Source organism: Parachryseolinea silvisoli, assembly GCF_021190955.1.
Classification (GTDB): domain Bacteria; phylum Bacteroidota; class Bacteroidia; order Cytophagales; family Cyclobacteriaceae; genus Ohtaekwangia; species Ohtaekwangia silvisoli.
The window spans coordinates 1,691,316-1,715,400 of the sequence record NZ_JAIOAO010000001.1 but is presented as its reverse complement, the minus strand read 5'-3'; the positions used below and the strand labels follow the sequence as shown (position 1 = coordinate 1,715,400).

Annotated in this window: 13 protein-coding genes; 7 read left to right on the top strand and 6 right to left on the bottom strand. The window is 53.6% G+C overall.

Annotated features, from left to right (window positions below; translation table 11 throughout):
- Positions 1 to 9: 9 nt before the first annotated feature.
- The 7 genes from K7P01_RS07160 (at position 10) to K7P01_RS07130 (ending at position 13,393) form a co-directional block, all read left to right on the top strand.
- Entirely contained in the window at positions 10 to 1,236 is a 1,227-nt protein-coding gene (locus K7P01_RS07160; protein ID WP_267291304.1) for a glycoside hydrolase family 71/99-like protein, read from the top strand.
- A 54-nt stretch (positions 1,237 to 1,290) separates the two neighbouring features.
- Positions 1,291 to 2,541: a hypothetical protein gene (locus K7P01_RS07155; RefSeq protein ID WP_267291302.1), complete on the top strand. Its 1,251-nt coding sequence runs from the start codon at positions 1,291 to 1,293 to the stop codon at positions 2,539 to 2,541.
- Between the two features lie 127 nt (positions 2,542 to 2,668).
- Complete coding sequence (locus K7P01_RS07150) at positions 2,669 to 3,124, top strand: hypothetical protein (RefSeq protein ID WP_267291300.1); 456 nt, start codon at positions 2,669 to 2,671, stop codon at positions 3,122 to 3,124.
- A 269-nt stretch (positions 3,125 to 3,393) separates the two neighbouring features.
- Positions 3,394 to 7,860, top strand: a complete 4,467-nt coding sequence (locus tag K7P01_RS07145; protein WP_267291298.1) for a sugar-binding protein — start codon at positions 3,394 to 3,396, stop codon at positions 7,858 to 7,860.
- A 326-nt stretch (positions 7,861 to 8,186) separates the two neighbouring features.
- A complete protein-coding gene (locus K7P01_RS07140; RefSeq protein ID WP_267291296.1) occupies positions 8,187 to 12,341 on the top strand; it encodes a PKD domain-containing protein in 4,155 nt (1,384 codons plus the stop codon).
- Between the two features lie 86 nt (positions 12,342 to 12,427).
- Entirely contained in the window at positions 12,428 to 13,042 is a 615-nt protein-coding gene (locus tag K7P01_RS07135) for a trimeric intracellular cation channel family protein (RefSeq protein WP_267291294.1), read from the top strand.
- A gap of 6 nt (positions 13,043 to 13,048) precedes the next feature.
- Positions 13,049 to 13,393, top strand: a complete 345-nt coding sequence (locus K7P01_RS07130) for a hypothetical protein (protein WP_267291292.1) — start codon at positions 13,049 to 13,051, stop codon at positions 13,391 to 13,393.
- 21 nt (positions 13,394 to 13,414) lie between these two features.
- Here the strand turns inward: K7P01_RS07130 and K7P01_RS07125 are convergent, their stop codons facing one another.
- From K7P01_RS07125 to K7P01_RS07100, 6 genes are all read right to left on the bottom strand, one after another.
- Complete coding sequence (locus K7P01_RS07125; protein ID WP_267291291.1) at positions 13,415 to 14,005, bottom strand: SET domain-containing protein; 591 nt, start codon at positions 14,003 to 14,005, stop codon at positions 13,415 to 13,417.
- A gap of 247 nt (positions 14,006 to 14,252) precedes the next feature.
- Positions 14,253 to 17,192 carry a TonB-dependent receptor gene (locus K7P01_RS07120; protein ID WP_267291289.1) on the bottom strand — a complete coding sequence of 980 codons (2,940 nt, stop codon included), beginning with the start codon at positions 17,190 to 17,192 and terminating at the stop codon, positions 14,253 to 14,255.
- Positions 17,193 to 17,471: 279 nt separating this feature from the next.
- Entirely contained in the window at positions 17,472 to 18,698 is a 1,227-nt protein-coding gene (locus K7P01_RS07115) for a sterol desaturase family protein (RefSeq protein WP_267291287.1), read from the bottom strand.
- A 17-nt stretch (positions 18,699 to 18,715) separates the two neighbouring features.
- Positions 18,716 to 19,564 (bottom strand): formylglycine-generating enzyme family protein, encoded by an 849-nt coding sequence (locus K7P01_RS07110; RefSeq protein WP_267291285.1) that lies wholly within the window; start codon positions 19,562 to 19,564, stop codon positions 18,716 to 18,718.
- Between the two features lie 28 nt (positions 19,565 to 19,592).
- On the bottom strand, positions 19,593 to 20,537 hold the full coding sequence (locus K7P01_RS07105) for a substrate-binding domain-containing protein (protein ID WP_267291283.1): 945 nt from the start codon (positions 20,535 to 20,537) through the stop codon (positions 19,593 to 19,595).
- Between the two features lie 326 nt (positions 20,538 to 20,863).
- Positions 20,864 to 23,971 (bottom strand): efflux RND transporter permease subunit, encoded by a 3,108-nt coding sequence (locus tag K7P01_RS07100; RefSeq protein WP_267291281.1) that lies wholly within the window; start codon positions 23,969 to 23,971, stop codon positions 20,864 to 20,866.
- Positions 23,972 to 24,085 lie beyond the last annotated feature (114 nt).

Below are 24,085 nucleotides of genomic sequence, written 5' to 3'. Positions count from 1 at the left end.
TCAAATAGGATGAAAAAGAAGATCAGATATATAATCCCTATCCTCATTGTCGCATTCTCATGGGCGACTATGTTTTCCTGTGCCTCCGAAAACTCAACCCCCAACACCGACCCTAAACCCGTCACTAAAACCAATCCCACAAAAGTATACATGCACTACATGCCCTGGTACCAAAGCAAAGACATCTCCGGTTACTGGGGCAGCCACTGGCGCATGACCAATCGCAATCCCGACATTGTCGACGAAACCGGCAAGCGCCAAATTGCCTCACACTACTATCCACTCATCGGTCCGTACGATTCCAAAGACCCTGACGTGATCGACTATCACTTATTATTGATGAAGTACACCGGCATAGACGGCATCCTCATCGACTGGTATGGCTCACATTCGGTCTATGACTATCGCCCCAACCTGCTAGGCTCCAACGCTGTAATCGACCGTCTCGACGATGCCGGCCTGCAATTCGCGATCGTCTATGAAGAATATACGGCTGAAAACGTCGCGTCTCAAATGGGCAAACCGGCCGTTACGGCGGCCCAGGAAGACATGGAATACATGCAAACCAACTATTTCCAGAAGAAAGAATATATCTCCATCGACGATGCTCCGCTGCTGCTCACGTTTGGCCCACGCTACTTCCGCCAGCCTACACAGTGGACGGAAATCTTCCAGGGACTGCCGACAGCACCGGCCTTCTTACCGCTGTGGGACCACGGAGCCTATACCGGCGACACCGACAGGGGTGAGTTCGGCTGGGTGGATTTTACTACCGACCTGCGTGTCATGGAGACTTTTTACCGTAAGTCACCCTTCCTGGACGTGCTCATCGGCTCGGCGTACCCACGCTTTAATGACTATTACGAAGAAGGTGGAACAGGAACGAGTTACGGCAACATACCCTTCAACGATGGCGCTACGCTACGTGCCACCTTGGCGAAGGCTACCGAGTTCGAAGCAAAACACCTCCAACTCGTTACATGGAACGACTACGGCGAAGGCACTGTGATAGAGCCCACGCGGGAAGACGGCCTCCGCTGTCTGACAATGATCCAGGAATTTACGGGTGTGCCGTACGGCGAAGAAGAGCTGGAGCTGATCTACGATTATTATCAGAAGAAAATAGCCGCCCATAAGAACGACACGGACGCGCTGCAAAAGCTGGAACGGGTATATGGTTTCCTGGTATCGCTTCAACCCGAGGCAGCGAAAGACCTGCTGAAACAATTACCCTAACCGGTACAAACGACCAATACATAACCTAAAGAATAACACTAAAACAGACTACCTATGAAAAGATTTATTACCCTGCAGTGGATGCTGCTGTTGATCCTGCCTGTATTCCTTTTCTCTTGCGGCAGCGACGATTCGGAAGAAGAGCCCGAACCACTGGAACCGAAGAAGGACGGATTTTATATATATGGTACGAATACTGTTGCCGCCAGCGATGCAGATCTCAACGCCCGTATGGCGCGCGCGGTGCTCGATCCTGCCCAGGGTGCCAAGGTGGATAATATGGAAGGGATCTACGGCAAGTTCCTGTACATCGGTGCCAACAGCACGATCTCTTTCATGGAGGTGATCGATGAAGTAGCGACAACGTTCGGAGCACCCGGCGGCGGCACGCTCGACAGTGGCAAAGTAGCCGGTAACGTATTGATCAAAGACAAAGTGATCTTCGGCACACTGACGGCCGATGCGCCGGCTATCAAGGTTGCTGAAGAAGGGTTGTACTACGCCTTTGCCAACGTCACCACCGACTTGTTTGTGCTGATGAAGGTTAAGGCCGATATGATTGGCGACGCCACGCCCCTGAACTGGGCTGCCGGCACAGGACTGCCCTTGAAATCGATCTCAAAGGATTCGACCGTTTTTGAAGGTAAGAATATCGCGCTGCGCGACGCCGCGGGCTATCGCTACAGGTTCAATAATGGCTGGCATGTATACAACGACTTGAGTGTTGTTACGCTCTCCAGTCTCGGTGTACCGGATTATGCGGAGGCCTGGGCGACAGGTATCAACAACGTCGGCCTGTTGGTATCCAACATTCCGAACAAAGGCGAAGGCCTCTATACGGTGCGCCTGAAATACAACGCTGCGACTAACACCTGGACCGAGAAGAAGATCAAGACGGGCTTCGTGCTGAAAGATTATTCAGAAACCCAGATGGGTCTCTTCGGCAATGCTTACCTGACGGCACCGAAAGACACGGCCGCCTGGGAAGTGGGCGTTGACGGGTACGACCTGCACACCCCGGAAAAAGACGGTACGGTGTATACATGGGAGTGGACGGTCGACCTGCTGGAAGGCCGGGAGTTCATTTTCCTGCAAGATGCTACCTGGGGAGGTCTGCAGATCGATTATCTCGGAGCAACGGCTGAAGGCGTAGCCATCGATAACGGAGATATCGTTAACGCAAAAGAGGTGGGAGGCGAGCATCCTAACTACCGGGTAATAAATCCGGGAACGTATATCATAACATTGGCGGTAGATGCCGCGACAGACGCCAGGACAGTCACGATCGTACCGGCACCGAATTAGTGGTTATTTGTTGATAGGATAGTAAGACCGCTGGCCAACGGAATGCCTGCTCTACGGAGCAGCATTCCCAACCAGTGGCGGATAGGGACAGCGTGCTTGTAATTTGATACTTTAAAGGATGTAGTGGATGAGAAACCCAAAACAATCGCTCAGGCAAATGCAGACTCGCCGGTACGAGTTTGATGGTCACCACAAAAACGACTCGTTAATGATCGGTAATTTTGGTGATGTAGAGTTTACCGTCAAGGGAATATTTGATCTCTCCGGTATGATCTACTCGAAGAAGACTGTCGAGTTTACCGTAATGGGATCGGGCATGCTCCGGTTTCACGGCGTTTGCAAGAAGATTGTTATACACCTGGTGAAAGGTGATTGCCTGCTTGACTTCAGCAGGCTTACGAGCAAGGAGGTTTGTTGTGTTTCCCTGCGCGACAATTCGCGAACCATGATAGGCCCTACGAAAGTGATCAGTCGTGCAAACCTGCAAGACCAGGCGGTTTTTCAATATAGTGGCACACCCCGTTTGCAGAGCTATAGTGTAGCAGGCCGATCGCGCATTGAGTTCGTGCAGGATTTTGTATAACTCTGTAGTGTTAATAAGATTTAACCCCTGTATGCTAATGAAAGAAGTTCTACTTGTTGTTCTGTGGAAGTGTTGACGGTATGATCCGCATCGCTTGATGTCAACCACCCGACATCGTGTACCGTGCCATTTTTTTGGCGCATAGGGTTCACGTAGTGTTGCACACGTTTTCTAGTAAGCTACGCTGATTAGGATTGCTACGGAATACCCGGAACATCAGGGGTATGTCCTGAAAAATATGCACGTTTTGTAACGACAACCGACGACACATGAACAAATTACGACAGCACATTATCCGCAACACCGTTGCCGGATACCTCATGGTCCTTTTAGTTTTCCTGACCTTGTACGCCACCGCTCAGAGCGACGGCATCCCGCGCGGAGCGCAGCTCCCGTATACCCGCTACGAGTCCGAAGACGCCACCCGCGGCGGCAGCGCCACCCTACAGCAGACGACAAACTACGACTATACACAGATCGCTTCCGAAGCCTCTAACCAGAAGTACGTAAGCCTGGCCAGCAATGGCGCCTACGTAGAGTGGACCACCACCGGCATTACGCAAGGTGTAAACCTGCGGTTCACGATGCCCGACAACGCTGCCGGCACGGGCCAGAACGGCGCCTTGTCCCTGTATGTTAACGGCTCCTTTGTACGCACGATTAACCTAACCTCTCGCTGGGCCTATCAATACTTCCATGGCAGCGAGACGGAACCCGTGCAGGAACCCGGCGGCAAGACCTTTATGCGCTTTGATGAAATACACTTCCGCCTACCGTCGAAGATTCAGGCCGGCAGCACGGTGCGCATCGTCAAAGAGAATGGCGACGCGCTTACCTACGGTGTGGACTTTCTGGAGTTGGAAGATGTTCCCACAGCACTCGCTGCGCCGATGAACTCATTGTCTGTGACGGCTTACGGCGCTACTCCCGACGATCAGACGGATGACCTTCCCGCTTTCTATGCGTGTATCAACGCTGCCAAAGCACAGGGCAAGTCCGTCTATATACCGCAAGGCCGGTTTATGCTCGCCGACCGCCTCGACCTGAATGTAACCAATATGAAGATCCAGGGTGCGGGCGTTTGGTATACGGAAGTATTTTTCTCCACGGACCTGCAATTCACCGGTGGCATCCTGGCGCGGTCCAGTGGCGTGGAGATTTCCGACTTCTCGCTCAATACAGCGAACAATGACCGCTTTCACTACGGTGAGGTCAACCCTAAATACTCCAACGTACACGGGGAGCCTTATAAAATTTATAAAGGCTTTATGGGAACCTATGGCACGGGATCACGGATTCACGACGTATGGATAGAACACTTCGAATGCGGGTTTTGGGTTGCCGGCTATGACCCGCCGTATCCGATCGACATCACGACCGACCTGATTATTTCACGCGCGCGCATTCGCAACAACTACGCCGACGGCGTAAACTTCTGTCAGGGTACTAACAACTCGGTAGTGGAATATAGCAGCGTCCGCAACAGTGGCGACGATGGCCTCGCCATGTGGCCAAACAACGCGTTGGGTGCTCCTCAGGAACGCAATAACATCTTCCGGTATAATACCATCGAGAACGTCTGGCGTGCCGGTGGCATCGCTATCTTTGGCGGCACAGGCCACCAGATCTACCGGTGTATTATTAAGGACGGTGTCGGCGGCTCTGCCATTCGTTTTACCAACGACTTCGGCGGCCACACCTTTGAACAGAATGGCGTGCCGATCGTAGCTACCGACAACTACATCGTAAGCTGTGGTACCAGCTACGATCTCTGGAATCAGAAACGCGGCGCCATCGAGTTGTTCACCCAGCAGGGCATCTATGACGTCGAGTTCTACAATACCCAGATCATCAATTCACAGCGCCATGCCATTCAGCTTTACGGCAACATCCGCAACATGAAGTTCTTCAGCACGAAGATCGACGGTACAGGTCTCGATGCCTTTGTGGATCAGCCTGCACAGGATGCGTGGGGTGGCTATGGTATTCTGGCGCAGGCATCGGGCGATGTAACCTTCAACAATATCACCTTTAACCGACTGGAGTCAGGTGAAGTGAAGAACCACAACACGGCATTCATCATTAACCTGATACCCGGTAACGTCGCGCTGACCGGCATCGACCTGGCGCCGACGACGGTATCGGTACCGCAAGGCAAGACGGCAAACCTGAACGTGACCTATACACCATCGAACGCAACGCAAAAGGGTATTACGTGGACATCGTCTAACACTGCCGTGGCAACCGTGGTGGAAGCGGGCACCGGCATTGGTACCGTGACGGGAGTTGGCGTAGGAACTGCCGTGATCACGGCCCGATCGGTTGATGGTAACTTTACCAAAACGTCTACCGTCACGGTAACGCCTGCCATCAACATCACCTCGGCGGACGCGGCTGCCGGCGAGGGCGGTAATACCGGTACGTTTACGATCGGTACATCGGGTATATCGTCAACTATAACCGTTGCGTATACTATCAGCGGCACAGCTTCCAGTGGTGACTATATAGCAAATCCATCACTGACAGGCACGGTAACCCTGACGGCTGCTTCACCGTCGCAAACGATCACTATTACACCGACCGACGACAGCAGCTTCGAAGGTCCGGAAACGCTGACGCTTACCCTGCAGCCGGGCACAGGCTATAACCTGGGTGGAAGTACCACGGCCACGATCACCATCGCCGACAACGAGAATCCGCCGTGTACCTCCCCGGTGGTGGCACTGGTAACAGGCACAGCTCCTACCATTAATCAGACGATCGAGGCCGCCTGGTCGGCTGCCCCGATTAGAAACATCGCGAATACCATTCTCGGTGGCACTCCTGGCGATTACTCAGGCCGTTGGCGCGCGCTGTATAACAGCACCAACCTCTACTTTCTCGTAGAAGTAAACGATGCTACCCGTCTGAACGACTCCGGGAGCAACTGGTGGGAAGACGATGTGGTCGAGATCTTTATCGATGGTAACAACAGCAAGGGAACATCCTACGACGGCGCCAATGACTTTCAACTGGGCTTCCGGTGGAACGACACCGCTGTAAAGGTAGGGGGTAACTCGGTCACCAACACGACGGGGATAAACTTTACCATGTATGCCGCAGGAGCGGGGTATATCCTGGAAGTGGCCATTCCGTGGTCTACCATTGGTGTAACTCCTGCGTTGGGCAATACCATCGGACTCGATATACAGATCGACGATGACGACAACGGCGGGACACGCGATTCACAAATGGCCTCCTTTGCCACCACCACCACCGCGTGGCAAAACCCAGGCGTTTTCGGAACGGTATTCCTGACCAGCTGCGGTGGTCCTGTAAACCAACCGCCTGTAGCCAACGCCGGTACGGATAAATCACTCGCTGCCGGTACGACCACCACTACGTTGCCCGGTACAGGCTCCGACCCGGAGGGCGGAGCAATCACCTATAGCTGGACACAGGTCAGTGGCGCGGCGACGACACTGACGAATGCTACATCAGCCACCGCAACGGTGTCTGGTCTTGTCAATGGCGGTACGTATGTATTTCAACTCACAGTGAGTGACGGTGTACTCACCGGATCTGACCAGGTGCAAGTGACCGTATCGACCGGCAATGTACCCGTAACAAGTGTGACGGTATCGCCAACAACGGCCAGCATCGCCGTAGGTGCGACACAACAACTGACGGCCACGGTGGCGCCGGCGAATGCTACCAACAAGACTGTAACCTGGAGCTCTTCCAACACCGCCGTGGCGACTGTCAATACCACGGGATTGGTAACGGCGGTTACGGCCGGCAGTGCCGTCATTACGGTAACGACCCAGGACGGTAACCGAACGGCTACCAGCACCATTACGATAACGAATACGACTACCGATCCGCCGGGCGTCATTACTGCGCGTCGCGCCCCGGGTGCGATCACGGTAGATGGCAATCTGAGTGAATCCGGTTGGAACGTAACGCGCGCGGTAACCAAGAACGTGATTGGCACGGGTAACAACACCGTAGCGTTTGGCGTGCTGTGGGACAATAACAATCTCTACGTCGGCGTGCGTGTACAAGATGCCGCGCTGTTCAACGATAGCAGCGATCCGTGGGAAAACGATGCCGTAGAGGTATACATCGATGCCAACAACAATAAATTGACCACGTACGACGGTCGCGACAACCAATTCATCAAAGGCTACAACGCGTCGTCACTGTTGACAAAAATCAGTGTCACCGGCGTGCAACACGCCTGGGCCGCCAGCAGCGGCGGTTATAGCGTCGAGCTCAGCATTCCCTGGTCTCAGTTAAACGTAACGCCGGCAGCCGGGGTAACCCTTGGTTTTGATATCGGCAATGATGACGATGACAACGGTGGCACCCGCGAGACACAAACCGTCTGGAACGGCACAATCGACAACTATCAGAATACCTCGGCCTTTGGTAGCCTGGTACTGAATAACGCCGTGTCTACCGGACCTACGGGGCGTCAGGGAGCGCCGGAGATTCAATTAGAAGATGCTGATGCTGATGATTGGGTGTCGATCTACCCGAATCCTGCGGCTAACGGTCTGACTACGGTGTCCGTGCCGGAAACTTCTGCTCCTGGATATATTCAGGTTTTTAATCTTCATGGCTTGATACTTCAAGATATGAAGATGAAAATACATCGTGAAGTGGTTGACCTTTCGCGAGCTTCCAAGGGTGTGTATTTGATGAAGGTCCAGGTGAATAACCGTATTGTTATGAAGAAAGTACTGGTAGAGTAAGCGCTGCCAACAGCATGTTGTTTGTAAATCTTTTAGAAGGGCTTCGGTAATCGAAGCCCTTTCTCTTTACGGTGGTCCACGGCAGTCAATAGACTGCCGTAGTCCCCGGTGAAATAAAAACAAATTGTCTTCAGTTTAGAGAATGGCCTAAAGTAGCATAAAGTATAGACCGATAAGTCTATTATATAATACACTTACACAACACGGCTTCGCCCGAGCGTATTGATGTTGACTTCATCTCTTGTTCCCGTCGACTGCCCGATGGAAAAATGATTGGCGAACAAGAGGACTGTACTTTTACGCCACGCCCTGGTAAACAAAACCCTATGAAAACTCGATCATTACTAAACGTCATGGTCATGCTGTTGCTTTCGTGGACAGCATCCAGCCAGAACCTCGCCTTTATGAAACCGGCCAAAGCGCTCTCCGAGCAAGCGGTCGGTACACCCGCTTTCGCGGTAAACGATGGTAACGCCACTTCGCGTTGGGCCAGTGCACAAGGCATTGACCCGCAATGGGTCTCCATTGACCTTGGCGCTACCTATGACATTCGTCGCGTGAAGATCACCTGGGAAGCAGCCTACGGGAAAGACTTCAAAATTCAGACCAGCCCCGATGAAAATCAATGGTCGGATATAAAATCCATTACCGGCAACACTGCGTTGTTTAACGACATCACAGGTCTCACTGGCCGTGGCCGTTATATCCGGATCCTGGGCACTGCCCGCGGTACAGTGTGGGGTTATTCAATCTATGAACTGGAAGTATATAGTACCGACAGCGGCGGCAACGCCGCACCGGTCGCCAATGCCGGCGAAGATAAAACGATCGCACTGCCGGTAAACCGCATTGTACTGAATGGCTCCGGCTCCGACGCCGATGGCACCGTAGCAACATACGCCTGGACACAAGTAAGCGGCCCCAATACAGCGGCACTGGCAGGCGCCGCAACCGCTACACTGACAGCCACAAATCTTGTGGCGGGTACGTATGTGTTTCGCTTAACCGTAACCGACAATGGCGGTCAAACCGGTTCTGATACGGTAACCGTAATCGTAAGCCCGGGCACTACTTCTTCCAACCTTGCCTGGAATAAAGGCGTAGTCGCTACCTCCATCGAGAACGGTGCCACGCTTCCGGAATACGCAGTCGATGGTGATCCCGTCACACGGTGGTCCAGCCAGGCCGCAGACCCGACCTCGATCACCGTCGACCTCGGCGCAATATATACTTTCAGCCGCGTCCGGATCGTCTGGGAAACCGCGTTGGGGAAGGATTACCTGATCCAAACAGCAACCGCTTCGGGTGGACCCTGGGAAACTGTACGTACCGTAGCCGGTAACACAGACCTGACGAACGACCACATGGGCCTCGCCGCCAGCGGCCGCTATGTACGCATCTACGGTACTGCCCGTGGTACGGGCTATGGGTACTCCATCTATGAGCTGGAAGTATACGCGCAGTCTCCGAACAATCCTGTAACGGTGCCCCTGCACATTCCGTACGTTCAGTACCTCGATCTTGGCTTTACCCCTTCCGACCTGAACGGCGTCGGCCAGCTCATCACGCAGAACAATCCGCGTGAAGCGACACTTTCCTATCATTCGGGTACAATTATCACGGTAAAACCGAATGACTACCGCGGCGAAGATCAATTACAGCTGTGGACGGTCAACCAGCGCAACGACACGATTCGTGTAGTGAATGGTTCGCTTACTGCCATGGTATACCCCGGCATGCAAATCGGCGTCCGCCTGGTGAAAGTAAATAACCCTGGTGGTGGCAACCGCCCGGAAGCCGACGCCGGCTATACGCAACGCATCACTTTGCCGGTGGCGTGCGCATTGTTGAATGGCTCCGGCAGCACTTCGCCCAATGGGCCCATCGCATCCTATGCCTGGTCGCAAGTGAGCGGCCCGTCGACCGCTACGTTGACCAACGCTACCAGCGCGGTTGTTACAGCGTGTGGCCTGGTAGCCGGTACCTATACGTTCCGCCTGTTGATAACCGACAATACACAAGCCACAGCCACGGATGATGTGCAGGTCATCGTACGCCCAGCCGAAACGTTTGATTTTTCGCTGATGGCTCCCGCGGATCGGGCCATGATCACCACAACACGCCGTCCTACTTTTACCTGGCAGGCCGTGAGCGGCGCCACCCGCTATGACGTTTACGTGAATATATCCCGCACCGATTACGATTGGTATGCCTCGGGCAATTTCCTCGACCGCTACACCCGCGTGGCACAGATAACGACAACATCGCTGGCGATGCCCACGCCCCTGACAGATCGCTGGACGTACAAGTGGTATGTCGTCGCGACGACGCCCCAGGGTGAGAAGCGATCGAACACACGCTCCTTCAGTGTATACCTGCCGCAGCTCGAACAAGCGCCCGATGGTATAAATATTGTCAATGGCGCGCGCGATGCCAACAAGAACGGTACGATCGAACCGTACGAAGATTGGCGCTTAACCATCGACCAGCGCCTGAACGATCTGATGGGACGCCTTACCCTGGAAGAGAAATACAAACAATGCTTCTACAGCGACCAGCAACCACTGGACGGTTTCTCCTTCTCCTACGGTGTAGAAGATGGCATGCGTACCTTACAATACCGTGCATCCGCCACCCGGTTGGGTATACCCATTGCCTTTGCCGGTGATAAGATCCACGGCTGGAAGACTATTTTCCCGACACAGCTTGGCATGGCCGCCACCCGCGATATGAACCTGGTATACCAGGTAGGCAACCTGCAGCGCGTGGAGCACAAGTCGAAAGGCTTCACAGGCACATTGGCCCCGCTGGCGGAAGTCAATACCAAAGTATTATACCCCCGCTTCCAGGAAGGCGCCGGCGAGAATGCCGACGAAGCTGCCGCCCTGGCGCGCGCCCTGGTGGTAGGTATGCAGGGAGGCCCGGAGATTAACCCGCATTCGATGCTGATCACGGTGAAACACTGGCCCGGGCAAGGTGCCGGCGGGGAGAATGCTTTGCAGTATGACGCCGTGACGATCAAGTATCACATGAAACCCTGGCACGCGATCGTGGAAGCAAACGCTGCTTCGGTCATGCCGGGATATAACACAGCACCGTTTCTTGATCCCTCGGGCAAAGGTGCCAATTCGAGCAAACGCATTATTAAATACCTGCGCAACGAGATCAACTTCCAGGGGTTTATCGTAACGGACTGGCTGGCAGCAAACACCGCGCAGTCCGTTGAAAGTATGGGCGCCGGCATCGACGTACTGGGCGGCGCTCCTTCGGAATTCACCGACGTGAATCAGCTGGTTGCCGCCATTGGCCTGCCGCGCCTGGATGCCGCCGTACGCCACGTACTCGACATGAAGTTCCGCCTGGGCCTGTTTGAGAATCCCTACGGCGACAGCACGGCCACGTGGACAAATGCAAAACACCATGCTATTGCGTTGAATGCTGCCCGCAAGTCGATCACATTACTAAAAAACAACGGTGTATTGCCGTTGCAGGTACGTGCCGGAGAAAATATCATCGTGGGGGGCCCGCATGCCACCTGGGTGAACAACGATGTAGACCCGAACGTGATCTGGCAGTCGATCTATTACGACAACCCGCAAGCGAAGAACTATTACAAGGCATTCCAGGACCGCGCTGCCAGCACCGGCGCCAACGTCGTGTTGAACAATGCTTCGGCGGGTAAAGTGGCCGTTGTGGTGATCGGCGAAGGCAACTATACGCACGGCACCGTGTGGGCGGACAAGAACCCGGTGGTGCCCGAGGAGCAGCTGGCGGTGATCCGTGGCTTTAAGAATCGCGGCATTCCGGTTGTGGCGGTGGTGATCTCACCGCGTCCCTACGTACTGACCGACGTACTGCAGTTGTCCGACGCCGTGATGATGGTATACCGGGGTGGCAACGGCATCGGGCAAGCCACGGCCGAGCTTTGCTTTGGTGACTATAACCCTTCGGGCAAGTTGCCTTTCCAATTACCCCGCGCCACGACACAGATCGGCACCGATAACATCAACGATCAGCGCGAACGCTGGGAGCTGCCGTACGACCTGGGGGCTACCGACGCCGAACGTGCACAGATCCGCAGTATAATAGATAGCGGCGCACCGGTTCCGACAACGTACGGCAACCCGCTACTGCCGTATGGTTACGGCCTGCAAAACTTTAACGCCGCCGGCCTGGCTGCACAGGAAGAAGCTGCTGTTGCCCGTCAGGAGGAAAATCAAGCGTCGCTGTCAGATCTCCGGGTGTACCCGAATAGCGCCGTGGATGAGGTAACAATACAATTTGGGGTCGAGATACCTGGCATGGTAAACCTGGTGATCGTACAGGCGCTGGGCGCCAAACAAACCGTATTGAAAGGCGAGTCCAGGGCTAAAGGTGTATATACGACACAGGTCGATGTACGCAGTCTGCCCAAAGGAGTACACATCATCCGCCTCGAGTCGGCGGATGGTGTCAAAACCTGTAAGCTACTAAAGCAATAATATAACAGTCCCCTTACACCAAGCCCGGGATCCGTACACGATTCCGGGCTTTTTATTGCCCCCTGGAAAGCCGTATCTTCGCGTGTATGACCGCCCTACAATATTCGCTGGAGTTGATTGGTACTTTCTTTTTTGCCATCTCCGGCTCCCTGGCCATCCGCGACAACCACGACGACCTCTTTGGGGCAGGCTTTACCGGCTTTATTACTGCCATCGGGGGCGGTACGCTGCGTGATATCATGTTGGGGGCATACCCGCTGGTGTGGATTGGCGACATTAATTTTCTGTATGCGATATTCGCCGGCGTGCTGGTCGGATACTTTTTCTTTAGCTTCCTCATTCAACTGCGTCGTACGTTCCTGTTCTTTGATAGTGTTGGGATATCATTCTTTACAATCCTGGGCGTAGAAAAGGCCTTGAGCCTGGGCGTGCGGCCAGAGATCGCCGCCATCATGGGCATGTTCAGCGCTGTGATGGGGGGTGTCATGCGCGACACGCTGATCAACCAAATACCCGTGCTTTTCCGGAAGGAGATCTACGCCACGGCCTGCCTGGCGGGCGCCGTATTATACCTGGCCCTTTACCGGTTTGGAGTAGAACGCAATACCAATCTGATCATTTCCAGTATCTTTATCCTGGCTTTCCGGCTGTTGGCGGTAAAATACAAGCTTGCACTGCCGAGCCTGAAGCGTTCATCTTAAACGTCTATGCGTACCAAACTGGCCGCCGAAGCCGGCAACCGGAAAAAATTTCAGGGCACCTTCAGCCGCCTGGGTAAAAAAATAAGCTATACTGGCTACAGCGAAGATACCATTTTGTTGGTACAGATCACCGACATGGCGACCGGCCTGGTAGTGGCCGATCACGTGTGGTTTAGTTATACAAAGGGATTTGAGCAGGTACGGCTATCGGAGGGGGTACGGGTAGAATTTGAGGCCCGTGTGAAAGAGTACAAAAAAGGATACGTCAACCCGGCGCTGGGCCGGAAACGCAAAACAAGCGACTTCAAGCTAAGCCACCCCACCCGCATCCGGCTCGTGAGCGAGCAGTAGGGGAAGCGTGGAAGCGCGGTTTTACGCGCGCTTCTTTGCAGCCTGTTTCTTTTTGGCCGGGGCAGCCTTTTTGGTTGTCGATTTCTTAGTAGCTGACTTTTTGGTAGCAGCTTTTCCAGTGTTGGCAGCTTTCTTGGCTTTGGCTTCTTCTTTTGCTTTTTGTCGCTCAAGTTTTTCAGCGGCACGCTTTGCCTCGCGTTCCCACATCTTGATGTTTGCGCGGATTACCTTCCAATAGTCGTTGCCGTAGTCGACAAAGATTTCGGACTTCGCCGGAATTTCGCGCTTCGCGAGGATATAGGCCTTTGTGCCTTCGGTCTCGTATTCGGCGTTGTTGGTAAGGCCTTTCACTCTGGTCAGTCCGTTGGCATCGTTCGCATAGCGGGCCAGGGCCTTCAGGGTGGGCAGGGCGTTGATGACGTGTTTCCGGTTTACAAAGAATATATAGCCGTTCTTTCCGTCTTCGTCCTTTACGTCTTTCCAGCTGGAGATGACGCCTTTGTATTCCACGATACGGGCTCCTTTGGGAATCGTTTTTTTGGTAAAAAGGCCTTTGCCCGCGTTGGGTATAGAGGATTTCTTAACGTAGAGATGCTTATCGAATAGTGCCATGCAGGAATTAGGTAAGGAAAAAATCGCGGCAAGATAAAATAATTTACCGATCGGCAAAAGATCAGGAAGGAATTGCGGTAACAGACGTATCCCCGCGAAACAAATACAGGCAACGGTTGGCGTCTTCCGGGGTCCGGTTGCCTCATCCGGTCCGCAAAAAAAAACGGCTTGCCGCACCTGGGATATGCAGCAAGCCGTGACCGCTTGCGGACGGTGAAGACGTTCGATCCTTCCGCGCGGTTCTTTGTTATTTCAGTAGCCCATCCAACGTAATGGATACGTAGTACAATGCACCGATCGTCGGACCTGCCGCGTATTGGATGTAGCGGTTGTTGAAAATGTTGGTACCGCCAAGTTTCACCGATGTAAACAGGTCGGGTAACTTATACGTTACCTGCGCATCGAACGTGTTATAGGCAGCGATCTCGCCGTTGGCCAGCGGGCTTTCCCACTGGAAAGACTCCTGCCAGCGCCACACCACATTAAAGCCCAGGTTTTTGACCACCTCGCGGTTGCCCAGCGAGATATTGGTAGCCCAGTTCGGTGTGTTAAAGCCGGTCACAAACACGTCTTTCTCTTTGTTTTTCGAAATGTTGTTGTAGCTCACATTGCTTCCCACCGTAAATTTCTGGAAGAAGTTGTAGGTAATGCCCAGCGACGAACCATAATTATTATACTTCTGCCTGGCGTTGGTGTATACGCGATAGCGCGTCTGACGGGCACCCCGGTTGGCCTGGATCATGGCGATCACGGCGTCGTCCGACCCAACCGTTACCTGTTGGCCAGGATAGCTGGGATTTTCCGGATTGGGTAGGTAGGGCACTGCCACTTCTACCTGCCCGAGAAATCCGTCGTACTGATTCGTGTAAGCATCGATGTCGACCACAAGCTTGTTGTTAAACAACAGGCTCTTGTAGCCAACCTCAAACGAATTGATACGCTCCGGCCGCGTGGCTGACAGGTTGGTCACTTCCAGTACGCCGCGGTTTTTCAGCGCCGCGTCGTTGGTGCTCAAACCACTCTTGACGTCCGCGTTCACGGCTGCGTTAAAGGCATTGATCGACGCCAGCGTGTACGAGTTGTCGAGGTAGTTCAGACCTTCGTTGATATAGGGCAATCCGCCCACGCGGCGTACGTTGCCGTTGTTCACAAACGATAGCGCTTCGAACAGTGAAGGGAACCGGAATCCGTTCTGGAACGAAGCACGGAAGTTGTGTTTTTCCGCCAGGGTATATACCACCGCGACGCGCGGGTTGATCTTCGGATCGAACTCCAGGTTGTGGTCTACACGAAGGGCACCAAACAGCTTCAGCTTTTCGTTAAAGAGCTTTTTGGTCACCTGTGTAAAGAAGCCATACTTGGTATAGTGTACATTGTTACCAAACTTCTGGTCGTCTTGCGCCGCGTCGGGATTGGTTGGCGTATTACGCTCGGCTATCGGGCGGTCAAAGTCTACGAAGTTGTTTCCATCGGGAATGATCTCATACAGGCGGAAGTCAGCGCCTACCAACAAGTCAAAGATTTGAATCTTATTCGAAAGATCCCACTGCAGGTCTGTATGGTACGTGCGGCTCATCTGGTACAGCTTGGCACCACCGGTTGCCGTTCCGGTGGGAGCGGAGCTGATGTGGTCCCAATTGTTACTACCAATGATCTGTGCTTTCAGTGCATTGAACTCCGCTGTGCCCGGCTCTGCGCGACCCGCATCGGCGGCGGCCCGTGCGCGACGCATGGCCTCCGCCAGCCCCACTTCGGCGGTCAGCGCTGCCTGCAGCTCAGACTTGAATTTGGCCGACCAGTCTTTGTTCGACAGGTGATTCAGATCGAGGTTATCGGACAGCGGCTTCAGGTTGTAAGAGTCGCCTGTATTTTCGATGGATACATACGAACGCACCAAATAGTTAGCACCTTTGAGTTCCAATTTGTGGTTTTGCACGCGGGTGTTGTCCAGCTGGATCTTGTTACCGCGCTGAAACAATCCGTCCATTACACCAAACCGATAGGTATAGGAAAGCTCGGCGTTGCTTCCGATGCGATAGTGAAGGGCGGCGTCAAGTTTAAAGTTGTCAACTTTTCCGGGGACCAGGTCCTTTTCCCAGTAGCCGGTACGACGTACGACAAACGACTGGTTAGGGGCTCCATTATAGTTAATACCCGTAACAGTCACGCTGTTGCTGCCGCTGTCGTCACCGTATTTATTCCAGGCATCGTAGGCCGGATGATCGGCTATGTTCAGTTCCGGATAGGCAGGGTTGCCTGTGCTCGGTGTAGTGTTCGGGTTCTGATCGGTTTGGGTATTGCCGCGCCAGTCAGTTGCACGCAAGTAGCTACCGTTGATCTTAAAGGCAAATTTGTTGTTGAACGCATGTGCGTACCGAACCGCCGTTTCGGTCAGCAGGCTCGGGTCGTAGTCGATGCCGTCTACGTGGTTGACACCCGTCTTTTGGTATACACTCAGTCCCTGGTATAAAAAGGGGCTTTTGGTAATGAGGTTAGCCATACCGTTAATAGCGTTCATGCCGTACAGGGCCGAAGCAGCACCCGGTGTGATCTCTACACTTTCGATGTCGAGCTCCGTGGGACCGATGGCATTGCCCAGCGGCACGCCCAGCGTTGCGGCCTGCATGTCGATACCGTCCGCCAGCTGGACAAAACGAAAGTTGTTGGGAATATTGAACCCGCGGGTATTGGGTACCTTAAAGGTGATACTCGATGTCGTCATCTGAACGCCCTTGACGTTTTCCAGGGCATCATAAAAGCTGGGTGCGGGTGATTCGCGAATGGCACGGATGTCCATCTTTTCAATCGCCACAGGCGACTTCAGTTGAGACTCTTCCACGCGTGATGCCGTGATCACGACTTCTTCCCCCAACAGGGCGCTGGGTGCCAGGGTGATGTTAATGGCTTCGGCGGTATTATTGACGGCGATCTCTTGTGTTCTGTAGCCGACGAAGGAAGCGACCAGGGTGAAGGGAGGCTGAGCTTTAGCGGTAAGGGTGAACTTGCCGTTGGCATCGGACACGGTTCCGAGGACAGTGCCTTTGATCAGAATATTCACGCCGGCAAGGCCTTCCTGCGTTTCTTCATCCGTGATTTTGCCCTGAATAACAGTGTTTTGCGCGTGCAGCGAGGCACTTGCTAAAACAAAGGCCAACAACATGAAAAGGTGGTGGAGTGGTGGTTTCATGTAAAGTACTGTAATGTCTATAGTATTGGTATTTTTTACCAAAAGTAGAGGTATTCCCTATTAAGTCAATAGAGATTGAATATTTTATTTGAAATTGGCCATAATGCACCCATAGACCCGGATTTGGGGGCCTGGAAAGGCAGGTGGAGGAAGCATACGAAGGATACGTAACGGCTGTTTCCGGGAGATAAGTCAGTCCTTTTGCACTGACTTATCTCTGAGAATACACTGACTCATGTCTGACTATACTCTGAGACATCCTGGCAGTTGTTCCCACTTTTACCCATAAATAAACTCCAAAAACCACTTCCGCGCGGGCCAGGCCGGCCAGAGCGTAAGGGTACTGACGATGACCCCTGCTGCCAGCCATCCCGGCTGATCAAACGCATAGGCCAGGTAGCCCGCCAGCAATACCAGACGTACCTGCTCCAAATAATAGATCCAGTGCCGCTGCTCTAAAAGTGCTCCGCAGTTGATCAATGTGATCGCAACAAACAATACCCCGGTCAATACATCGGGTGTATCCAGGTGCCAATAAAACAATGTCAGTATAAAGGCCATGATGATGACCAGCACCACCTGGATCAGTACATACGCTTTATGCCGTATGCGCGGTGTGGTTTCTTCTTTATGCGGCAGGAATTTTTGCTCGAGCTCAGTCCGCAGGTTCTGGTCCAGCAGCTCCGGATTACCAAAGATGATCTTCAGTTTACGGAGAAGACCCGGTGTGCGGCGCACAGCCAACCCCAGTTCCAGGAAGTAATGCACATGCTGCCATATAAAGCTATAGCTCTTCAGCGGGTGTGTAAGTCCATAGGTCGGTTCCTCTTCCTCCCGTTGAAATGTGCCGAACAGCTTGTCCCAGAAAACAAACAGGTCGCCATAGTTCTTGTTGAGATACTTTTCGTTCGATGCGTGGTGCACGCGGTGGTGCGAAGGCGTGATCAGGATGTACTCCAACCAACCGAGCTTGCCGATGATCTGGGTGTGCGTGAAGAAAGAATACGTGCCGTGGATGATGAGGGTGGCAATGACCATGTCCGGATGAAAGCCGGCCAGGGGCAACACACACCAGAAGAGATTGCGGATCAGCGCCTGCAGGGTTGTGATGCGCGCGGATACGGTATAATTAAACTCTTCGCTCTGATGGTGCACGATGTGCGCCGCCCAGAAAAGATTGATCTCATGTCCGAAGCGATGGTACCAGTACCACACCAGGTCCGTGGCCAGCAGCATGATCACCCATACCCACCACGTGTTGGGGATGGACCACACGGCAAAGTGCGTATATACATACTGGAAGAGCCCGTAGAAGCTGGCGGTGAGAAACAGGTTGAGAAGCCGCTCGGCCACGCCGATGCTGATGTTGGCCACGGAGCTATCGAACTTAAAAAGGTGCGGCTTCTTTTGGCGAAGCGCCGCTGCATATTCCAGGCCCGTAAAAATAAAAAATGCCGGGATGGCGAGGGCCGCAAAGTTCAACGTAGTCCAAAGATCTGCTGACATGAATAGGTGTTTAATTACTAAATATCTTTCGCACAACGGAAGCCGATGTGCACCATGGACGATTCAGGCGTAGAAGAGGAACGCCCCAGCACCCGGAAGCCGTGGCATACCATCGGGTCGCAGAGAAAAGAGCCGCCGCGCGTTACGCGGCGCAGGGCCGGATCTGTCGCGGCCTCTTCCGGTGTTGGCTCGATGCTATCCTGGCACCATTGCCAGACATTGCCACCCATGTCGCCCAGGCCGAGCTTGTTGCGGCCAAATATACTCACGGGCGATGTGCCGGTGTAGCCGTCTTCGCCAGTGTTATAGCTGGGGAAGCTGCCTTGCCACGTGTTGGCCTTATAGATACCGTTTACCACCAGGTCGTTGCCCCAGGTATATTCCTGTTGGCTCTGTTCGCCATTGCGGGCGGCGTGCTCCCATTCCCACTGTGTAGGCAGTCGCTTGCCTTTCCAGCGGGCGTAGGCATGGGCGTCGTTCCAGGATACCTGTGTCACGGGATGGTTACCCGCCGCGCGCGGTTGGTTACGGCCAAACGGATAGCGGAAATTAGCCCCGTCTATCAGCACCCAGCCTTTCTCCTGAAAATCAAAGACACCGGCATTGCCGAATTTCTCGGCTTCGGTAACATACTGTGTCGCTTTTACAAAAGCCTCGAATTGATCGACCGTGACCAGGTCTTTATCCAGCTGGAAAGGCTTGAGTGTTACCTGGCGCGCGGTATGCGTCACAGGATCCGTTGTATTCAACAGGCCGCCTTTTACGACAATCATGTCACTGCCCGGAGGCGTGATGGGGGAGAGCGAGAAGAAGCATGCGGTCGTCAGCGAGAGAATGACTGTGCGGAACATCGTACGGGGTTTCATGTGCGTGGCGTTGATGGTAAAAAGTATATTAGGGCGCTACGCTTTTTGCTTTGCGTTGTTTCATCAGGGCATCGGCGCCCTCGCAGGCCGGAATGGATGCTGTGCTCAATCCGAGGAATCCGAGTTCGTGATTGTATTGCTGACCTTTGGTGAGTACCCAGGTCAGAAAGGTGCTGGCGGCCGTATTCTTGCTGTTTTTAGCATACAGGAAATTGATGTTCTCGTTAACAAACCGCGGATGGCTGGTGCGCTCTACATAGGCGATGACATCATCTACGGTAGCATATATATTTTCGTCGGCATCGACGTGGCCATTCTCATTGAGATCGAGGGGAATGACGGCGAGTCCGGGCGTTACACGGCGTGTTTGAACATCGTATACAAAGCCGAGGTTGTTAAACGAGACGCCGTAGACATCCTCTTGAACAGCTTTGGCCAGGTCGCGGTCGTCTCCTTTTACACCTTTACCCTGAATGTTTTTGGGATCATTGTCATAGTGTTTGGCAAAAGTCACCGCGGCGCAGGCGGGCTTATCGCGGGTATAGAGTGTAATGGGATTGACAGGTTGTGATGCAGACGCCGAGGCAAAAAAATTAGGCGCTTGCGGCGTGAAGTATAGATTCTTAAAGTCGGCTTCGGTAAAGCCCCGCGCCTGCCAGGCAGCCAGGTCCGGGCGTTTGCTGTTGGCTACGGGCAGCTGTACGTAGCGGGCTACGGCTACTCCCGTGCGCTCGCCCAGGTCCTTTCCCACGATGCTATAGGCGGCGATGGTAAAGTCCAGGCTGTCGGCAGCAATATCCGGTGTGATCGCGACGTGAATGCCCGGGTATTCCTTCTGGAAGGCGTCGATCCACCGTTGTACAAGCGGATAGGTCAGGCGTGTACCGCGAAGTGTTACGGTGCCGGTTTCTTGTTGGGCGTAAGCGGTTGTAAGGCTTAGCGCCAGTATAAGGATGAATGGGAATAGTTTCATATGCTATAGATTACAGAGGGGTGAGAAATAAATAGAATGTGAAGGCAAGGTCGCCGGAAGGCAACAGCAAAAGCTTCGGAAATAATGGTCGGTATAGCAGTAGGGCAGAAGTATCCCGACAGGATCGGTATGGCGTAACGCCGTAAAAGGACGCAGGTGTTGTTCCATCACTTGACTTCTTTTAAGTATAGGCCGCCACTGCCGGGAAAGACAGCGTGCAGCATATAGAAGATCAACTGGTGGAATTGATTATCTACTAATTATGTAGACAAATGTAATACGACTTTGGTAAAAAGCAAAACATGCCTTTGAAATTGTGATTTCAATTAGGAATGAACGGCGGCGGGTTCGGCCGGAACGTCTTCCAGCTCGTCCAATGCAGGATTGTGCTTGCGCCTACGCGAAAAGAAAGTATATACCGCGGGGATCACGAACAGGGTAAGAACCAGTGAAAAGATCACACCACTGACGATCACAAGCCCGAGGGGCACGCGACTGCTGGACGCAGCACCCAGCGACAACGCCAGCGGCAATGATCCCAAGGCCATCGCGAGACTGGTCATGAGGATGGGACGTAAGCGAAGCTTGGAGGCTTCGACCACGGCTTCGATCTTTTCCATGCCCTCTTCGCGTTTCTGGTTGGCAAACTCCACGATGAGGATGCCGTTTTTGGTCACCAGGCCGATCAGCATGATGATGCCGATTTGGGAGAATATGTTGAGGGTTTGCCCGAAGAGGAACAGCGCGAGGAACGCACCGGTTACCGCCAGCGGCACCGTGAGCATGATAACAAACGGATCAATGAAGCTTTCGAACTGCGCGGCCAATACGAGGTATATCAGGCCCAGGGCCAGCACAAAGGCAAAAGCTGTATTGCTGGAGCTTTCGGCATAGTCACGTGAGTTGCCACTGAGGGACGTCGTGAAGCTGTCGTCCAATGTCCCGGCGGCGATTTCTTCCATGGCGTCTACACCGTCGCCGATGGTTTTGCCAGGGGCAAGGCCTGCAGAGATCGTGGCGGATTTATACCGGTTGAAGTGGTAGAGTGACGGTGGGGTGCTGGATTCTTCCATCGTCACGACGTTGTCGAGGGATACCAGCTGACCGGCCAGGGTGCGCACGTATAGGGCTTTGAGGTCGTTGGGATCGTCGCGGTTGATGCGGTCTACCTGGCCGATGACCTGGTATTGTTTGCCTTCGCGTGTGAAGTATCCGAAGCGCAGATTGCTGTAGGCCAGCCGTAGTGTTTCGGAAATGTCTTCGACGCTGATACCCATTTCGGTTGCTTTGAGCCGGTTGATGACAATGCGCAGCTCGGGTTTGTTAAATTTCAGATCGGTGTCGGCGCCTTGCAGCACAGGGTGGTCGTTGGCGGCGTCGAGAAAACGGGGCAGCGCTGCCTTGAGCTTTTCAAAGTCGTTGTTCTGAATCACGAACTGTACAGGTTGTCCGGCACGCCGGTTGGTGGAAATGGTTTGTTCTTGCAGCACGGCGATCTTGCCTTCCGGAAAGCGGCGCACGTTGCGATTGACCATATCGACGATCTCTTGTTGGGAGCGTGTGCGCTCGCCGGGATCGTCGAGGAACACCCGTACAAAGCCGCTGTTGACGCCACCACCACCGGAAGGCGAGCCTCCGGCCAAAGAATACATGACCCGTGCTTCGGGAACGGAGTCCATGAGAAATGTTGCAACTTCATCGATATACGTTTCCATAAAGTCGAACGACGCTCCTTCGGGAGCAGAGATTTGCAACCGGAACTGGCTCCGGTCTTCCATCGGTGCAAGCTCCGAGGAAAGTCCCTGACCGATCAGGATAGACGCTCCCACGCACAACGCGATGATCAGGAACGAGACCCAACGCGCGCGCATAAACCTCGCCAGGGTATCGCGATAGCCATCCTCCATCCAGACGAAGAACTTCTCGGTGACATGATAGAATTTGGACTTCTTCCGGTGGTCGCGCGTCAGTTTTACGCTGAGTACCGGTGTAAGCGTCAGCGATACAAAGCAAGAGACCAATACCGCTCCTGCCACGACAAAGCCAAACTCCCGGAATAACCGGCCGACAAAGCCCTGTAAGAATACAATGGGCAAGAACACGACGGCCAGGGTAATGGAGGTCGAAATAACAGCGAAGTAGATCTCACGTGATCCTTCCAGCGCGGCTTTGTATTTATTCATGCCGCCTTCCAATTTCTTATAGATGTTCTCTGTCACAACAATGCCGTCGTCCACGACCAGCCCGGTAGCCAGTACGATGCCGAGCATGGTGAGGACGTTGATCGAGAACCCGCAGACGTACATGATAAAGAACGTGGCAATAAGCGACACGGGAATGTCGATCAGCGGGCGAATGGCAATGATGAAGTCGCGGAAGAAGAGGTATACAATGAGCACCACCAGAATGAAGGAGAGAATAAGCGTCTCTTGTACTTCCAGGATAGAGCGTGTGATAAAAACGGTCTGGTCGGTGGAGACGTTCAGCTTAATGTCGTCGGGGACTTCCTTCTGGATTTTCTCCATGCGTTTATAGAACTCATCGGCGATCTCAACATAGTTGGCGCCCGGAAGCGGGATCAACGCTACGTTCACCATGGGAATGAGCTTGCCTTTAAGAATGGTCTCTTCATTCTCCGGGCCGAGCACAGCCTCACCAACATCTTTGAGTCGGATGGAACGGTTGGCTTCGGAGCGGATGCGTACATTGTTAAAGTCTTCTTCCGTGAATAAACGACCAAAGGTGCGTACGGTCAGCTCGGTGCTGCTGCCATAGATCTTGCCCGAAGGCAGCTCGACGTTCTCGCGGTTCAGGGCTTGCTGCACGTCCAGCGGAGTGAGTCCATAGGCGCTGAGCTTGTTTGGATCGAGCCAGATGCGCATGGCATATTTCTTTTCGCCCAGGATGCGTGTGCTACTGACACCGGGTATGGTTTGGAGACGTTCAACAAGCACGTTGGTGGCATATTCCGTCAGCTCGAGCTGATTGCGGGTGCCACTTTGCACAGCCAGCGAAATGATATAGTCCGAGCTGGCGTCGGCTTTCGATACTTCCGGGGGAGCGTCGAGGTCCTGCGGTAGTTGCCGTGTGGCTTGCGATACTTTGTCGCGGACGTCGTTGGCGGCGGCTTCCAGGTCGACGTCGAGGTTAAACTCGATGTTGATGCTGCTGGTACCCTGACTGGAGCTTGACGAAATGTTTTTAATGCCGGCAATGCCGTTGATCGATTTCTCGAGCGGCTCGGTGATCTGCGACTCGATGATATCGGCATTGGCGCCCGAGTACGAGGTGCGCACGCTGATGTTGGGCGGATCGATCGCGGGATAGTCGCGTACACCCAGGAAACTAAAGCCAATCGCGCCAAAGACCACGATCGCAATGTTCATGACAATGGCCAAAACGGGGCGCTTCAAGCTTAGTTCAGAAATGTTCATAGTACTGCAAATTCGTGCGCAAAATCGTCGTTCGTGGTGCGGCCGGGTTAAATCTACGTTAGCCCGCCGACTGTGCACGCCGTAAATCTTTGTGCGGTCGTTTTTCTGTGACGC

Bases quoted from the DNA above. Each gene is read 5' to 3' on its own strand.
- K7P01_RS07160 (WP_267291304.1), top strand. From the start codon at position 10: ATGAAAAAGAAGATCAGATATATAATCCCTATCCTCATTGTCGCATTC.
- K7P01_RS07155 (WP_267291302.1), top strand. From the start codon at position 1,291: ATGAAAAGATTTATTACCCTGCAGTGGATGCTGCTGTTGATCCTGCCT.
- K7P01_RS07150 (WP_267291300.1), top strand. From the start codon at position 2,669: ATGAGAAACCCAAAACAATCGCTCAGGCAAATGCAGACTCGCCGGTAC.
- K7P01_RS07145 (WP_267291298.1), top strand. From the start codon at position 3,394: ATGAACAAATTACGACAGCACATTATCCGCAACACCGTTGCCGGATAC.
- K7P01_RS07140 (WP_267291296.1), top strand. From the start codon at position 8,187: ATGAAAACTCGATCATTACTAAACGTCATGGTCATGCTGTTGCTTTCG.
- K7P01_RS07135 (WP_267291294.1), top strand. From the start codon at position 12,428: ATGACCGCCCTACAATATTCGCTGGAGTTGATTGGTACTTTCTTTTTT.
- K7P01_RS07130 (WP_267291292.1), top strand. From the start codon at position 13,049: ATGCGTACCAAACTGGCCGCCGAAGCCGGCAACCGGAAAAAATTTCAG.
- K7P01_RS07125 (WP_267291291.1), bottom strand. From the start codon at position 14,005: ATGGCACTATTCGATAAGCATCTCTACGTTAAGAAATCCTCTATACCC.
- K7P01_RS07120 (WP_267291289.1), bottom strand. From the start codon at position 17,192: ATGAAACCACCACTCCACCACCTTTTCATGTTGTTGGCCTTTGTTTTA.
- K7P01_RS07115 (WP_267291287.1), bottom strand. From the start codon at position 18,698: ATGTCAGCAGATCTTTGGACTACGTTGAACTTTGCGGCCCTCGCCATC.
- K7P01_RS07110 (WP_267291285.1), bottom strand. From the start codon at position 19,564: ATGAAACCCCGTACGATGTTCCGCACAGTCATTCTCTCGCTGACGACC.
- K7P01_RS07105 (WP_267291283.1), bottom strand. From the start codon at position 20,537: ATGAAACTATTCCCATTCATCCTTATACTGGCGCTAAGCCTTACAACC.
- K7P01_RS07100 (WP_267291281.1), bottom strand. From the start codon at position 23,971: ATGAACATTTCTGAACTAAGCTTGAAGCGCCCCGTTTTGGCCATTGTC.